This window comes from Candidatus Marinimicrobia bacterium CG08_land_8_20_14_0_20_45_22 (genome assembly GCA_002774355.1).
Taxonomy (GTDB): Bacteria; Fidelibacterota; UBA2242; order UBA2242; family UBA2242; genus 0-14-0-20-45-22.
In genome coordinates this window covers 1-14,478 of the sequence record PEYN01000072.1, presented here as the reverse complement: position 1 = coordinate 14,478, position 14,478 = coordinate 1, and the positions used below count along the sequence as shown (strand labels likewise).

At 46.1% G+C, this 14,478-nt stretch carries 13 protein-coding genes; 3 read left to right on the top strand and 10 right to left on the bottom strand.

The window, feature by feature from the left end; genetic code table 11:
• The first annotated feature begins 205 nt into the window (after nucleotides 1-205).
• The 3 genes from COT43_04460 to COT43_04450 all read left to right on the top strand — a co-directional run bounded on the left by COT43_04460 (nucleotide 206) and on the right by COT43_04450 (nucleotide 2,040).
• Complete coding sequence (locus COT43_04460) at nucleotides 206-814, top strand: hypothetical protein (GenBank protein ID PIS29195.1); 609 nt, start codon at nucleotides 206-208, stop codon at nucleotides 812-814.
• 360 nt (nucleotides 815-1,174) lie between these two features.
• Nucleotides 1,175-1,732, top strand: coding sequence for a hypothetical protein (locus COT43_04455; GenBank protein PIS29194.1), 558 nt, complete (start codon nucleotides 1,175-1,177; stop codon nucleotides 1,730-1,732).
• Nucleotides 1,708-2,040 (top strand): hypothetical protein, encoded by a 333-nt coding sequence (locus COT43_04450; protein PIS29193.1) that lies wholly within the window; start codon nucleotides 1,708-1,710, stop codon nucleotides 2,038-2,040. The genes COT43_04455 and COT43_04450 overlap by 25 nt, the downstream gene beginning before the upstream one ends.
• A 285-nt stretch (nucleotides 2,041-2,325) precedes the next feature.
• On the opposite strand, the gene COT43_04445 is transcribed toward COT43_04450, so the two are convergent.
• From COT43_04445 to COT43_04400, 10 genes are all read right to left on the bottom strand, one after another.
• On the bottom strand, nucleotides 2,326-3,585 hold the full coding sequence (locus COT43_04445; protein ID PIS29192.1) for a methyltransferase: 1,260 nt from the start codon (nucleotides 3,583-3,585) through the stop codon (nucleotides 2,326-2,328).
• Between the two features lie 196 nt (nucleotides 3,586-3,781).
• Nucleotides 3,782-4,906 (bottom strand): hypothetical protein, encoded by a 1,125-nt coding sequence (locus COT43_04440; protein PIS29191.1) that lies wholly within the window; start codon nucleotides 4,904-4,906, stop codon nucleotides 3,782-3,784.
• 332 nt (nucleotides 4,907-5,238) lie between these two features.
• Entirely contained in the window at nucleotides 5,239-6,414 is a 1,176-nt protein-coding gene (locus COT43_04435) for a hypothetical protein (protein ID PIS29190.1), read from the bottom strand.
• 414 nt (nucleotides 6,415-6,828) lie between these two features.
• Nucleotides 6,829-8,139, bottom strand: a complete 1,311-nt coding sequence (locus tag COT43_04430) for an MFS transporter (protein ID PIS29189.1) — start codon at nucleotides 8,137-8,139, stop codon at nucleotides 6,829-6,831.
• A gap of 107 nt (nucleotides 8,140-8,246) precedes the next feature.
• On the bottom strand, nucleotides 8,247-10,781 hold the full coding sequence (locus COT43_04425; protein PIS29188.1) for a hypothetical protein: 2,535 nt from the start codon (nucleotides 10,779-10,781) through the stop codon (nucleotides 8,247-8,249).
• A gap of 9 nt (nucleotides 10,782-10,790) precedes the next feature.
• A complete protein-coding gene (locus COT43_04420; protein ID PIS29187.1) occupies nucleotides 10,791-11,729 on the bottom strand; it encodes a hypothetical protein in 939 nt (312 codons plus the stop codon).
• Between the two features lie 164 nt (nucleotides 11,730-11,893).
• Nucleotides 11,894-13,033 carry a hypothetical protein gene (locus COT43_04415; protein PIS29186.1) on the bottom strand — a complete coding sequence of 380 codons (1,140 nt, stop codon included), beginning with the start codon at nucleotides 13,031-13,033 and terminating at the stop codon, nucleotides 11,894-11,896.
• On the bottom strand, nucleotides 13,030-13,617 hold the full coding sequence (locus COT43_04410; protein PIS29185.1) for a hypothetical protein: 588 nt from the start codon (nucleotides 13,615-13,617) through the stop codon (nucleotides 13,030-13,032). Before COT43_04410 ends, COT43_04415 begins: the two co-directional genes overlap by 4 nt.
• An 81-nt stretch (nucleotides 13,618-13,698) precedes the next feature.
• The gene (locus COT43_04405; GenBank protein PIS29184.1) at nucleotides 13,699-14,172 is read right to left on the bottom strand and encodes a hypothetical protein; all 474 of its coding nucleotides are present in this window, start codon (nucleotides 14,170-14,172) and stop codon (nucleotides 13,699-13,701) included.
• A gap of 215 nt (nucleotides 14,173-14,387) precedes the next feature.
• A partial coding sequence (locus COT43_04400) for a hypothetical protein (GenBank protein ID PIS29183.1) occupies nucleotides 14,388-14,478 on the bottom strand: 91 nt, incomplete at its 5' end.

The window sequence follows — 14,478 nt, the reverse complement described above, 5'->3', positions numbered from 1 at the left end:
AAAAGCCCTTACAACCAGTTGGCGCTGTCTGGCAATAGCAACCTATGCAGCGCCCAAGGACAGTAGGATTTACGGAACGTATTAAATTGACGTAACGGAAATTCTAAAGTATATCGAAACCAAGAGACAGGCCGGGGTACGAGTAACCATAACCCATTTTGTTGCAGCCGCACTTGCCCGTACTCTTTATGAAGATATTCCGGAAATGAATTGCTTCGTTCGGCACTGTCATGTTATCGCCCGTGAAGATGTCAATATATTCGTCACAGTAAACGTTGCCGGCAGTTCTATGACTGGTCTGGTTCTGAAAAAATGTCTGCATTTGGCTGTGAGTGAAATCTGTGAAATCGTCCGACAGGAAGTCGAAAGGAAACGCGGTGGAGAGAAAGAAAAGGGCGCATTTGCAGCCCGGGATGTCATTGGAAACATACCCTGGCCTTTTCGGCGTCCGGTTTTCCTGTTCGTCAAATGGTGGATTTTCGACATGGGGCTTTCTTTTCCGTTCCTGAAAATACCGCCCGATCCGTTTGGCAGCATAATGTTGACCAATATCTGGACTTTTGGTTTACAGATCGGCATGGTAGCCCTTTTTCTGATGGGTAAACTTCCAGCGGTTATCACGATTGGTAAGATTGAGAAAAAACCGGTTGTGGTCAATGATCAGGTCGTAATCCGGGATATGTTGCCACTGACCGGAACTTTCGATCACCGGATCGTGGATGGTTATCAGGCCGGAGTGCTAGCCCGTGGTACGGTGCGCCGTTTGCAAGACCCGGAAGCCTTAGACCGGCCAAATCCTCCGACCGAATCGTAGCAGTTAATTCGGTAAGGCCTTTTATTAGCTGAGGAGATAATGAAAGTCTAATTATGAAACCGAAATTTTAGCCGTAATAGCGCAAGCCGGCGAGATCGTGGATTTAACCGGTATTTCCAAAGATGAAGTCGCTAAAGCTATTGCCAAACTGAAAAAAACAGGGAAGGGTCGAATCGCCTAGAGCCTGTTATTATCAAACCAAGCAAGCCTAGCAGGTTTAATATTCCGATTACCAAAAAATTGTTTCTGAAGTACGGAACATTTTACTGGCAGTCGGCTGTTTTTTTCCCCGGCTTTGTGAAAAACCGGGCGATTGAAACGGAAGATTTATTAAAAACAATAAGCGCATAAGGGGATCGTATGGAACTGTGGAATTTTAATCTGAATTTCAAGGACATTGTGCTTGATTTTTCTTTTATGAGTGTTTTTTTAATCGCCGGAACGGTCTTCCGGCGTTATGGCTTGTTCTTCCAGAAATATTTAGTGCCAAACAACCTGATCGCTGGATTCCTTGGTTTGATCCTGGGAACTCAGATATTGAATATTATCCCGATTTCCGAAGAAAGAATGGGATTGTATGTCTACCATCTGTTGGCGTTGACGTTTGTATCTATTGGTTTACACGGAGAGAAAAATTCGTGGGGCAAGGGTCCGCTCAGTTTTTCACTGAGTATGTTGTCCATCTATATCATTCAGGGCATTATAGGCCTGCTGGTCTGTTTTGTATTTATCTATACGGTGCGGCCGGATTTATTTGCGGGACTGGGATTGCTGCTTCCGATGGGCTTTGGGATGGGGCCGGGGCAGGCTTTTACGATCGGCGCCGACTGGGAAAAATTCGGCTTTGAAGGGGGCAGAATGGCAAAGTCGCAGTCGGCACTGTCAAGGGCGACCTGCATGACATCGGCAAGAACTTAGTCGTCATTATGCTGAAAGGTGCCGGTTATGAGGTCATGGATCTCGGCACGAACTGCAGTGTGGAAAAATACGATGAGGCTGTAAGATCTGGTATAGATATCATAATGTGCAGTGCGCTTTTGACCACGACCATGTTATACATGAAGGAAGTCGTCGAGCATTATAAAAACAATCCTACTGTGAGGGTAGTCATTGGTGGTGCGCCGGTTACCCAGAATTACGCCGATTCAATCGGCGCCCATGGCTACGGTCAGGATGCCAATGAGGCTGTTCGGATCGTGGAGCGGCTGAGCGGAGCGGTCACATAGAAATTGCCAAGATCTCTGCGAGATCACGGGCGCGAGTTTTCTGCCTCTGGCTATAGACTTTAAAAAGTGCAACGCCAGAGGGAAAGCAACGGTAAGAAAATGCTTAGTGATGCGAAAAATAAAAAGTAATGAAAAATCTGAACTTGACAATAGGATAATTAATGTTTATGGTCGACCTTATTCCTAAGCCGTTATAAACTTACCCTTACCTTAGCAAACTTTTGCATCTCGAATTCTAGGTTAAATGAGATACGGTTGATAATCTGATACATTTGATCAGCAGTTTCAGCCGCTGACTGGGTTTACTGCCCGGAACATGGCGACGATATTTTCGGGGCGTGCGTCGGGCATAATATTGTGCGTCTGCTGAAAGACAAATCCGCCGCCCCGGCGCATAATGGCAACCTGTTGACGGACATGTTCGGCGACTTCCTGCGGAGTTGATTGGGGTAGAATCCGATGTGGATCGCAGCCGCCGCCCCAGAAGCAAATCCGCTGTCCATATTTGGCTTTCAGCAGGGTCGGGTCCATGCCGGCGCTGGAAATCTGCACCGGATTAATGGCATCCACACCGGCCTCGATCAGATCGTCAAGCAGAGGCTCGATAGCGCCGCAGGAGTGGAGCATGATTTTTACGTCGGCCAAGTCTCTGGCGCGCTTAAAGAGCCTGCGCTGAAAAGGTTTGAAAAATTTGCGCAACATGTTCCTTGAGATAAACAATCCGGTCTGGGTGCCAAAGTCGTCGCTGAATAAAATTACATCGATATAAGGCCCGACCGCGGTCAGCCATTTTTCCAATTTCTGCAGGTGAATGGCGTATAATTTTTCGGTCAGGCGCAGGACGGCTTCCGGGTAAAGCGCCAGGTAAGTAAAATAATTTTCCATCCGGAAGAGATTTTGCGGAATCTCGAATAGGCTTCCATCGAAAAGTCCGACGATGGCGCGGTCGGTCGAATTGCGCAAATTTCTGGCGCCGTCGGCGAGTTTCTGCAGGCCGTTTCCATCGAGCGGAAAGCTGGCATCGGGAGTCGCCGCGCCGTTCCACACTGTGTAATTGAGTTGTTCCTCGAGATCGTCGAACGATTCGTGCTCGAAGTCGCGGCCAGCCATTGGAAAATGAATTTGCTCCATGAAAGGATTGCCGTGCCTACGTACGGCCAGCTCGCGGCCGTCAATAGCCAGAAGATACCAGTCGCCGGCGCGTTCCTCGACACGAACGTAATTTGGAATCTTACAGGGTGTGCCGTCCGACAGTACCCAGTCTTTCCATTCGCGGTCGTCGGTCAGGAAGCCGCGTCCCATTTCGATTATGTCAATGCCGAGTTCGTCCAAAACGGCCGGTTCGACGATTGCCAGTTGCTGGGGCAAATCGTACACATAGATATTACCCGCGCGAATGCCGAGATATTTTTTCAGGCGGGCGTAAGCTATCGCCAAGATGCCAGATGAACGATGACCGCCGAAATCGACCGGAATCCGATCCACCGGTTCATGATTCAGCGTCGCCAAAACCCGTTCTCTTGATGTCATAGAATAATCTTTCATATTCTTGATAGCAAAATTTACATTTATAGTTGAAATAAACGCTACCGGTAAATGCCTCGTGTCGAAGTTCGCTTATATTTTCAGAGAAATGTCCAGGGCCGCTTGTTATACTAAAACACCCTGATTAATCAGAACTTTATCAATTTATTAGGTAATCTTTTGGGAGAGGTTCTGTATTTACCGGTAAAGATATTGTTTAGCGACTGGTTTGGAGTATTTGACGGGCTTCGCTTAAATACTTAGTGCCGGCCGAAACCTGATTATCGGACAGGCGCAAAATCCGGTAGTATTCATCATAGCCCCAATAGCTGCGCGCGATTTCGGCCTTGATTAGGATTTTCAGGTACTCCTTGTCTTTTTCGATTTGAGTCAGATCCAGATCGCTGATTTTTCCCTTGGCCGCCTTCTTAAAGGCCTCAAAGTCTTTATTGCTTACTTCGTATTTGCGGTAAAAATTCTTCCGATCTTTGGCCAGGTCCTTATTCTTTTTCACATAATCCGCCGCGTATTCGAAGATGACCCGCGAAGAGTGACCAAGGAGTTTATAAGTTTCTTTATTCAGAACCCGATCGTATTTAACGGCGTAATCCGGTGTAATTCCTCCGCCGCCGTAAACTGTCCGTCCGCTCGTTGTCTTGAATAACGGACGATTTTCGAGCGAATCTTTGACTGCCAAAAGAGAGTCGCGGTTATCTTCGCTGAATGTATCGTAATAATCCTCGATTTTGCCGTCGTAAGGCCGCTGGATCAGCCGGCCGCTGGGAGTGTAATAGCGCGCTACTGTTACCCGCACAGCCGAGCCGTCCCGCAGAGGATACTGGCGCTGTACCAAACCCTTGCCGAAACTGGTTTCGCCGACAATGATGCCGCGATCAAGATCCTGAACAGCACCGGCGACGATCTCACTGGCGCTGGCGGAACCGCGATTGATCAAAATAACCAGTGGGATGTTTTCGTACGGTTCGGCGTGACCAGAATAAAACTCCTCGTTGGCACTGGAAATCCGGCCCTGGGTGTAGACGATTTTCTGTCGCCCGCCGATGAATTTATCGGTGATTTCGACGGCCTGTTCGAGAAATCCGCCGCTGTTGCCGCGCAGATCGAAGATCAGACGTTGCATACCTTCGCCGGATAGTCTTCTTAGAGCTTGCTCGACTTCTGTGCTGGTTGTCCCACTAAAGCGATTCAGGAAGATATAGCCGGTGCTGTCATCCAGCATAAAAGCCGCCGAAACGCTGTAGAGCGGAATTTCATCACGGACAATTTTAACATCGAAATCGGCCTGCCGGTTATTATCGAACCAATGGTCGTTGGCAAGCAAATTCCTGCCGATAAAACGGCTGATGCTCTGATTGCCGTTGCCTGTATAGCGGTCGAATTGGGCGCCGATGCTCTGAAGATTCCCTACACCGGCGACGCGGCATCTTTCCGGAAATTGGGGCTTAAAGGAAAAAAATAGCTGCTAAAAATGCTATTATCGACTGGTATTCAGTAGATTACAATAAAAGTTAAATTCAAGAAGTTAATAATGCGTGGATTCAACTAATAAGTGCAACTCGAGAAGGACTTGGAAAAGCGGGCAAGCTGCCGTACCATTTGGCCTGCCCCGATAAGTCGGGACGAGAGGAGCACAAATGGATTCATACAAACAGCTTACCCAAGAACAAAGATACGGAATTTATTCTTTGGAAAAAACAGGCGAAAATCAGACGGTGATTGATGCACCCATATTTCATACCACCGGCGGTCACTCTTAGCAAGATATGTTCTCGCCTCTAATAGCGTTTTATTAGCCTCGAGGTACTTTTTAACACGAGGATAAGCCTCAAGGTTAATGGGGACGACTTTGCCACCTTGCTCGGCATGCGGGTATAGGACATATAAATCACGCCGCGCATTCCAAGAGTATCTCCAACGTCCAATGTTATGACTTTCGAATAAGGGAAAGATAACATCAGGTTCGAAGCCTTTTTGCTTAATGAAATTTTGGGTCATAGGCTTAATGAATATCTGATCGGCGGTAGTTTTCAAACCAACGCTTATCTTTTCAGAAATCTCACCTAATGTACAGGCGGAATTGCGTCTCAGCATTGAGAGTAGCCTATTCTCTCGCTCGTTGTGGAATGTCCATACATTTGCCCGAGCTGATGGTGTATTGGTATAGAAACGCTGGACTTGGAATATCCGTTGTGTAATTTCGATGTTTGCCTCAAATGGGATATGAGATTCTGTTATCAATCCCAATATGTCATCCGTATGAATAGCGTTTTCAATATGATTATTTGATTCTGTGATTGAGGAATAAGCAATGTTATTGTTATTTTTCTGCGTGTGTGTCGTTATGAGAATCATTGGCAGCACAGCCGCGTCAAAGAGCTTGGTGTCTGACAGGTCAACAATCTCTTCAATAGCGAAGTTGCTTATCAAAAACGATCTCAATCGCTTTGCACTCGACGTACTTAGGATTTTATTTGATACAATAAAACCCAATCGACCTTGATCTTTAAGAAGGTGTTCAGCCAATTCAATAAATAAGGTTGAAATATCAAATCGTCCGGAGGCTGTCAGATAGGCTGAGGTATAGTAATCACGTTTTTCCGCAGAAGTATTCTGGATTCTGATATAAGGTGGATTGCCAACAATACAGTGAAACGAATGTTTGGCAAATTGGGATACTTTAGTATCATTGTTCGCGTGGTATTCCAGATCAAGCTGAAGGGGAGGGCTTTTTAAGGCAAGAGCATCGCCACTAATAATATTGCTCGTTATCTGAGGGACTTCAGATTCAGACAAAGATGCTTTTTCAAGAAGATGCTTTCTTGTTTCCATTACCGCTCGTTCGTCTATATCGATGCCATAGAGTGAGTTTTCTATGATGTACTTGGCTTCTTCTCTTCCAAAGTTTCCGGAAGTATCACGCCAATAATCAGCTAGGATGTCAAACGCTTTGAGTAGGAAAAGTCACGACCCACAAGCCAGATCCAATACCCTGATGTCCTGAAGACTATCGGAAGATACTAACAAAGGACGAAGAGAACGGCGGACGATATAATCCAATATAGAATCGGGAGTGTAGTGCGCTCCAAATAGTTTCCGATGCTCATCTGAATACGTTTGTTCGTGTTTTCTGGCTTGTGTCTCAATTAGCATTGTGATTCAGGGATTTTTCTTTATAACTCGTTGAAACAAAAACGATCTCAATCCCGCGAGTTCAGGGCTTCTCTCTGTGTGAACCCGCGCTTTCTATTCTTCCGGCGGGCTGGTTAATTCTGTTGCCGTCTGAATGACCGAAGCGACTTCCGGGACGATTCCCAAACGAATATAAATAGGATGAACCATCTTTCTTAACTCAGGCAATTTTCTGGCAAAGACAACAGCGCCTATGATGATCGTAACGCCTCCGATTATCAGCGTGTTGGGCGCGCCAACGCTACTTGCCAATGCGCCCGCCAGCAAACTTCCGAAAGGAACGGTTCCCATAAAAGCCATTGTGTAAAAACTCATCACGCGACCACGTTTATCGTCATCGGTAATAGTCTGTAAAATAGTATTGCTTGCCGTCATTTGTATTAACATCCCAAAGGCAGTTATCAGGAGTAATATCAGTGAAAATAGAAAAGAACGAGATAAAGCAAAGGCAATAAGTCCGACGCCAAAAACAGCCGAGAACAGGGGGATATTTTTTCCCAGCCCTAAAACGCCTTTTTTGGACGCCATATAGAGAGCGCCAACCAAAGCGCCTATACCCGAAGCGCCCATCAAAAAACCGAATGTATGCGGTCCGCCATGAAGGATGTTCTTGGCAAAAACAGGCATTAACACGGTATAAGGCATTCCCATTAAACTGACTAGCGCAAGCAGAAAGATAATGTACCGAATTGGCGTAAACCCAAATGTATAATTGAACCCTTCTTTTAGCTCCTGTAATACGTCCGTGTTTTGAGAATTTTCTTTTTGTGGAGGAATTTTCATCAATAAAAGAAAAACAATCACAAAAATGTAGCTGATCCCATTCAGAAGAAAACAGATTCCTTCGCCCGTAAGAGAAATGAGTACGCCTGCGATAGAAGGTCCAATCCATCTCGCGCTGTTTACCATAGAGGAATTTAGCGCAATGGCATTTCCCAAATCCGCTCTTTTTTCTATCATATCGACAATAAATGCCTGCCGCACGGGCATGTCGAAAGCGTTGATACAACCCAGAAATACACTCAGAAAAACAATATGCCAAACCCCAAGAGATTTATCGAAAAATAGAAAGGCTAAAAGTAGAGATTGTATCATCGCCAAAACTTGGGTGGTAATCAATATGGTGCGGCGATTCCATCGGTCAACCAGAACTCCGGCAAAAGGAGTCAATAAAAATGTTGGGATTTGACCGGCAAAACCAACTAAGCCCAGCAAGAATGCGGAATCTGTTAAACTATAAACCAACCAAGGAACGGCGATTCGCTGTATCCACGTTCCGATCAGTGAGATACTTTGACCATAGAAATAAAGGCGAAAGTTTCTATGATGAAGTGAACGAAAGACAGCTTCAAAACTATTTGTCATAAGTAAACTTGCCCGAAACGCCATACCCGAAAACAAAACACCCTATTGCTCAAGACACTCTACTATAAAATCTCTCTGTGTTCTCTGCGGTGAATAGATTCTGTTCTCTATTTTACCAACATCATATTCCTGACCTGAACGCCCATATTGGTGATCATGCGGTAAAAATAGACGCCGGTGGGAACCTGCAAGCCGGTTTCGTTGGTGCCGTCCCAGTTGACCGACCAGTAACCGGAGTTGTAATGTTCGTTCGTCAGGGTGCGCACCTTTTCTCCAAGCACGTTAAATATCTCGATCCGCACATTGGACTCCCGAGGTAACGTAAACGCAATCGTGGTCGTCGGATTGAACGGATTGGGATAATTCTGATGTAGGGTAAAGGTTTCAGTCATCTGCGGTGTTGATTCGGAGATGGCGCTGACCGTTTGAACGCTGACATGTCTCAACTCGTCGATGTAGATGGTACAGCTTTTCGTAGCTGATGCATCGTCGGGATTATAGGACAATTGGAAACTATCAAAACGCAGAGTACCGTCCAGCGGGCCATTGCCAATCCATGTGCCGGTTGTGTCATTCGTCATATCCCAGCTGACTAATTTCCAGCCGATCCAGTCGATCGTGTACCATGGACTGACTTCGTGGCCGGAAAAACCACTGCCATCGTCTACCGCGAACCGGAAGAGTGTGCGACTATTGTCTCCAAAGACATAGGCTTGCAGAATGTTGGTGGCTGTAAATGTTACATTACGGGGCGCGCCGCCGGACAGATATTCCCTTAACAACCAAGCGCTGGCGCTCATATCCCAGCCGGCTTTAAGTTTCATGGAAGCGTGTCCAGCCCCGCTGAAAAAGTAAATCGAATCGGTAAGCGCGCGGACTGTTGACGTATCGTCGAGAACGCCGGTCGTACTGCCGCTCATGGTAGGCGTCCACCAGTTATCGGTAAAACCGGCTTCAAAATTATCGATAGATGTAACTGCCCAGCCTTTTGTGCCAGTAGTGAACCGCATCAGTTTCTTGGAAAGCATAGTATTTCCGAATAAATCCTTTAGTCCGGATAAGACCTGAGGTTTGTAAATTGTGTTGGCTTTCAAAGTCTCTTTGGGGAACATATGAACGACACTCCGGTCTCCGACATAATAATGTTTGACCGTTGTGGGAAGTGTATCGCCTGCGGGATAATCCAACAGGAGAAAAAAGCCATCAGTTAATGATGCGGTGTCCAATTTCTCATCAAAATAGATGCTGATGATCGGATAAAGATCGATGCCGGCGGCATTATAGATTGGATAGATAGAAACGATCTTCGGCGCGGCCATATCTTCCTGACCGGTCGTAAATGAAAGGCTGTAATCGTCGCCGCCAACGCCGTCGTGGTTTCCGTCCAAAGAATGCCCGAGTATGTCCAGTGCCGAATTCTTGATCGTTATGGTATAAGCGGTCAGAAAATCCAGACTATCGGACGTGATACTGAGTTTAGTCGTTCCAGTCCATGCGAATTTGAGAGGAATACTCGGGACGATTGAAACGGCGGCTTTGGTCAATGTTGTATCCATCGGACGGCTAAACGTTATCACGATCGGATTCCATGCCGGGAAATCGACGAATCCTGCCGTCGGAGTGGATGATACAATATAGGGCGGGACATTGGAGACCAATTTAAAGTCTTTGAAATTGAAAAAGGACGAACCGATGGTCACAGAAGCCGTGTCCGGATAATATCCTTCCGCCGTAGCGATGAGTTCGTAAGTGCCCGCCTCAAGACTATCGAATAGAAAGTAACCATTGTTCTGCGCGTCGCCATGAAACACTTTTCCGCTGGGATTCAGCGTGATGGTGATATTATTGACTGGTTTATAGGCGTCATTTGATGTGAGGTAAGTATAATTGACTTTTTCATACATATCCCGGACAATACCAGACAAATTGTGTGTGGAAAAATCAGAACTGTCGAAAACTAATGAAAAAGTGCGGGCAATCGCCCAAGCTTCGTTCTGATGATAGGCGCTGCTCTTTAGACGCCAGGTTTCCGGCTGATAATCGTGGAACGAACCTTCGGACAATGATCCAGGTACGACGAGCGGACTGAACACGCCGAGATAAGGCCTGCCGGTTCCGTAAAATGTCCAGTCTCCGGCTGTCGTTTTGGATGTTGTGCGGTTGGCCGCATTGATCTCAGTTGCCATTTGGTTGGCGATTGTCAGTTCGATCGGGCAGGAAGGATAACCGGAAATTCCATTTATCCTTGGGTCGCCGGTGATTCCGGGATAAAGGATCAGTGTATAATTAGATTTACCATCGTATCCATTGCTGTGGATTGAGTGAAAATGGTCTGCCCCGCATTGATTGGCAACCGCTGCGCGTTCGGATAGACCTGGATCGTTATCGCTTCCCGTATCGCCGTTGTAATGGCGGGTCAGGACGACCGTCGCCCCCATGCGCGTCAGCAATGAGTCCAGAAGGAAGGCTTTGCTGAGATTGCTTTCGGATTCCCAGAAATTCGCGTAAGCCATGTTGCGGTCGTCGGATTCGTGTCCGCCGTGTCCGGGATCGATGCAGAATTTATATCCGGTTAAATCCTGTGCGGTTAAAAACGACCATGCGATTGTAAAAGCGAAGAGTATTCTATATGTTGTTTTCATAGATTAACCTCAGTCTGTAATCTCAATGTTTATGTAGGCGATTTTTCCACCGAAGGTTTCATAGACGATCTTGTCCATCGCAGGCGACCATGCTGGGTACATTTCGATGTCGGTGGCAGTCTTTGTCAATTGAATATTCTGTGCGCCGTCACTGGTAACAGCCCAGATGTCTGAGGTGGTCATCGTATGTCCGTCGTCTTCATCGAGCATATATAAGATCCATTTGCCATCCGGCGACCATTTGGGCGCGTTAGCTTTACCGAGTTTGACCAGCACATTTCCGGCGAGATCAGTGATGAATGTTCCGCCGCCTGCGACCGTGAACAGCATTTTCGTTTTATCCGGCGATAGAGAGAACCAGATATAATTGCCTTCGCCCATCGGCGTCATCTCATTGCGAACACCATTAGCGACGAGGACGATTTTCTGGTCTTCGACATAGCCGTAAGTTTCCAGCGCGGCTTTCGCCTGAAGTGTTTCTTTCCGGCTTGTGTTATATGCCGCAATATCTTTGTCTTTTCGGTAAATCACGGTCTGGTTTTCCAGAACGGACGCCGGAGACATGAAGCGCACGTCTTTGGCAATATAGTCGATCTGTTTGTCGGCAATCGTCTGAACCGCCAGCGAGGAATGTCGTTTGTATTTGATGTAATTATCCGTCCGAAAAACGATTTGCTTGCTGTCTTGGGTGAAAACCGGTTCGTATCCGGCGCCGGGTAAATCGTTGATTTGGGCGATGATTTTTAGATTTACATCATATAGCCATAATCCCTTAAAACCCGCTTCCGAAAATAAGATTTTCGAGCCATTGGGGCTGAACTGCGGAGAAGTAAATCTCTGAGTCTGACCATCGGAAACGATTACCGTCTTAAGGACGTCGATCTGTTGTCCGAGAGCCGATCCCAGAAATATTCCAATTAATAATAATGTTGATAAGTACTTTTTCATAAATGCTCCTTATGCAAATTCACGGCGGAAGTTAAGAAAACTTGCCAACTATATAAACAGAATTATTGCGTCGGATAAGCAGCAAAAAGGCGCCAAACTTACGGCGTCTCATTTGGGGTGAAAACATTATTCAGAGGTTGTATCTGGCGTGTTATATAAAATCGCTACCATTGCAAATTATAACTTACCCTCAGGCCATATAAAACGTCTGTGTACTCGAAATATTTATCGTTCGACCGGTTGTTGAAAAAAGTTACGGCGCCTGAAAGTTCTAAAGAGGAAGCTTTTTCGTTAAGGTTGTTCAGTTTATATCCCGCGGATATTTCGGTTATGTGACCGTGGTCTTCCCGCGTATTGCCGATGACAGTATAATTTCCGTCCGTATCTGCAATCCACATTTTAGCGTCGAAGTCGTATGCATAAATCGGACGGTTTATATAGGTATTTTGGTATTGCGTGAAATCGATTTTACTCCAGAACCCACCGGTAATTTTCCACTTCAAATTACTATTCCAGCGGTAACCCGAATATCCGAAGTAATCGTCGATCGGGCTGAAAATGACCAGATCGGCTTGGTAAGGATTTCCTTCTGATGGATTGTGTCGGTATTCATACTCGGTGTAGCCGCCGAAGTGCTCGCCGAAGGATTGTGCGAGTCGAACTGACCCAACGATTTGCCAAAGCGTTGGAAGTTCATCTATAGAGATTCTCTGAGTGACTGAGTATGTTCGGTATGGTGAGAAATTGCGGTATAAATAATTCAGGCGAAGCATCAGCGTGCTTCGCGTAGGTAAAAAGAATCTCTGGTTGAGAGATAATCCTGTTTCATAATGATCCCACGCCTCTTCTTGAGGAAAATGGGTGTAATTCATGTTAACGCCCGCCTTTAGAGCGCTCCAATCCGTGGGAGACAATGATATCTGGTAGTATCCATCGACTTCCCAAAAGTCGAAGTAATTGTACTCTTCCTGATTAGTTCGGATTGCATAGTCAAGACCGAAAGTCTGGTGCAAGTGATCTATATCCTTTAAAAAGTCGATGCCCACAGAGTGAATGGCGTTATTGTATTGACTATTCTTGACGACTTGAGTGAAAGATCCGTCGTAGTAAACATCATATTGGTTGCCAGTATAAGATAATTCTATTTGAGGCATGATGATCTGGTCTTCGATTTTGTTGTATGTGTGAATCAGGTTTTCGTCATGGCCGGCAATTGTATCAAAATAGAGATTCCACTGGCTAAAGGAAAACGAAACAGAAATCAGAACGATGTACGAAATACGAAATGCGCGGGCTAAATTCATTCTTTACCCCTCTGCCGTCCGCCCTGTTTGTGATGTCGGTTAAATCCGCGCTGATCGCAAACGCCGTCGCCATCCGAATCAATGAAGCGATCCATGCGACCTTGTATCATTTCACCGGCGTTGCCCAAGCGATCGTCCTGACCGTTTTTATCTTTGTCTGAGAAATTTTCGAGTCGTTTTCCGCTCTCTTCCAAAATGAAACCGTAACGTTGTCCGCCTAATTCGCGGCGGTTATAAACCAAACCCGTGATATCATTTATCCAGTCGTGATTGAAATCGACGACGTTTTCGCATCTTCCATCCTTGTCTGTGTCGATATAGCGAGCATCGATATCATTGACGCCATCGCCATCTTCATCTGTGAAAAGATTGTTGATTCCATCTTTATTTTCGTCGAGAAATTGGAATGAATGATGATAAGATTGATTGTTCAGATCGTTGATGCCATCGCCGTTGGCATCCCGAAACCAATCATTGATTCCATCATGATTTACATCGATAAAACCGCGCGGTTTGGGTCGTTCCTGCGCCTGTATTGTAGATATAAAAACAAAAAGCCAAAGAAACAATGTCATTGGTTTCATTTTTCTCTCCTTTTTGGTTGATCGATGCAACATTTTTTGAAAAAGTGTAGGTCGGCGCCCGAGCGCCGACCTACAGGGGTTTTATTTAGTGTTGATTACACCTTGTCTGGCCTGTCTCTTTGTGCCCATGCCAGCGCCGGCGCCGGGCGTCGTGCCAGTCGCGGGACTATATTTGCCATTTCCGTGCTGTCCTTTTCCTGAAGTCTTTCCCGTTCCGTTGCTCGGACGCTGGTAGTCTGAATCTTGACCATTTGGGATTCCGTCGCCATCAATGTCGGGTGCGTTATCGTTGAAACCGTCGCCGTCTGCATCGACAAATTTGCGACTCGTTCCACGACCGGAAGCAGTGCCCAGGGCAACATAATCAGGGTCCTGACCGTTCGGGATTCCGTCGCCGTCTGCGTCGGGAGCATTATCGTTGTGACCGTCGCCGTTGACATCAACGAAGTTTTTTCCATGTCCGGTTGGCGTTTGAGCGTTTATCTGTGTCGGTATGGTTACCAGAATAACAAGAGCGCTCAGCGCGAGCATTGCGATTAAATTGAGTTTTTTCATTTTTTCTCCTTTTTGTTTGTGGTTCTCAATTTCAAATTCCGGCTATTATTAAGTCAATTCGCGTGCCAACTTGATAATTGATAGCCTCAAAAGCCGATTTCTCGTCGGTAAAGGATTTATTTCGACCGCGCATTATTGGTTATCCAAAATCAATTTTTCCCAACAATTTTGTGGGGGATTCGACAAAATTGTCGAATATATGCGCATTCTTGCCATCACTTGGGAAGCAGTTGGTATTTCTCGATCTTATAGCGAAGAGTCCGTTCGGAAACTCCTAATAACTTAGCGGCTTGAAGAACGACGTTA

Bases quoted from the DNA above. Each gene is read 5' to 3' on its own strand.
- COT43_04460 (PIS29195.1), top strand. From the start codon at position 206: ATGAATTGCTTCGTTCGGCACTGTCATGTTATCGCCCGTGAAGATGTC.
- COT43_04455 (PIS29194.1), top strand. From the start codon at position 1,175: ATGGAACTGTGGAATTTTAATCTGAATTTCAAGGACATTGTGCTTGAT.
- COT43_04445 (PIS29192.1), bottom strand. From the start codon at position 3,585: ATGAAAGATTATTCTATGACATCAAGAGAACGGGTTTTGGCGACGCTG.
- COT43_04435 (PIS29190.1), bottom strand. From the start codon at position 6,414: ATGGAAACAAGAAAGCATCTTCTTGAAAAAGCATCTTTGTCTGAATCT.
- COT43_04430 (PIS29189.1), bottom strand. From the start codon at position 8,139: ATGACAAATAGTTTTGAAGCTGTCTTTCGTTCACTTCATCATAGAAAC.
- COT43_04425 (PIS29188.1), bottom strand. From the start codon at position 10,781: ATGAAAACAACATATAGAATACTCTTCGCTTTTACAATCGCATGGTCG.
- COT43_04420 (PIS29187.1), bottom strand. From the start codon at position 11,729: ATGAAAAAGTACTTATCAACATTATTATTAATTGGAATATTTCTGGGA.
- COT43_04415 (PIS29186.1), bottom strand. From the start codon at position 13,033: ATGAATTTAGCCCGCGCATTTCGTATTTCGTACATCGTTCTGATTTCT.
- COT43_04410 (PIS29185.1), bottom strand. From the start codon at position 13,617: ATGAAACCAATGACATTGTTTCTTTGGCTTTTTGTTTTTATATCTACA.
- COT43_04405 (PIS29184.1), bottom strand. From the start codon at position 14,172: ATGAAAAAACTCAATTTAATCGCAATGCTCGCGCTGAGCGCTCTTGTT.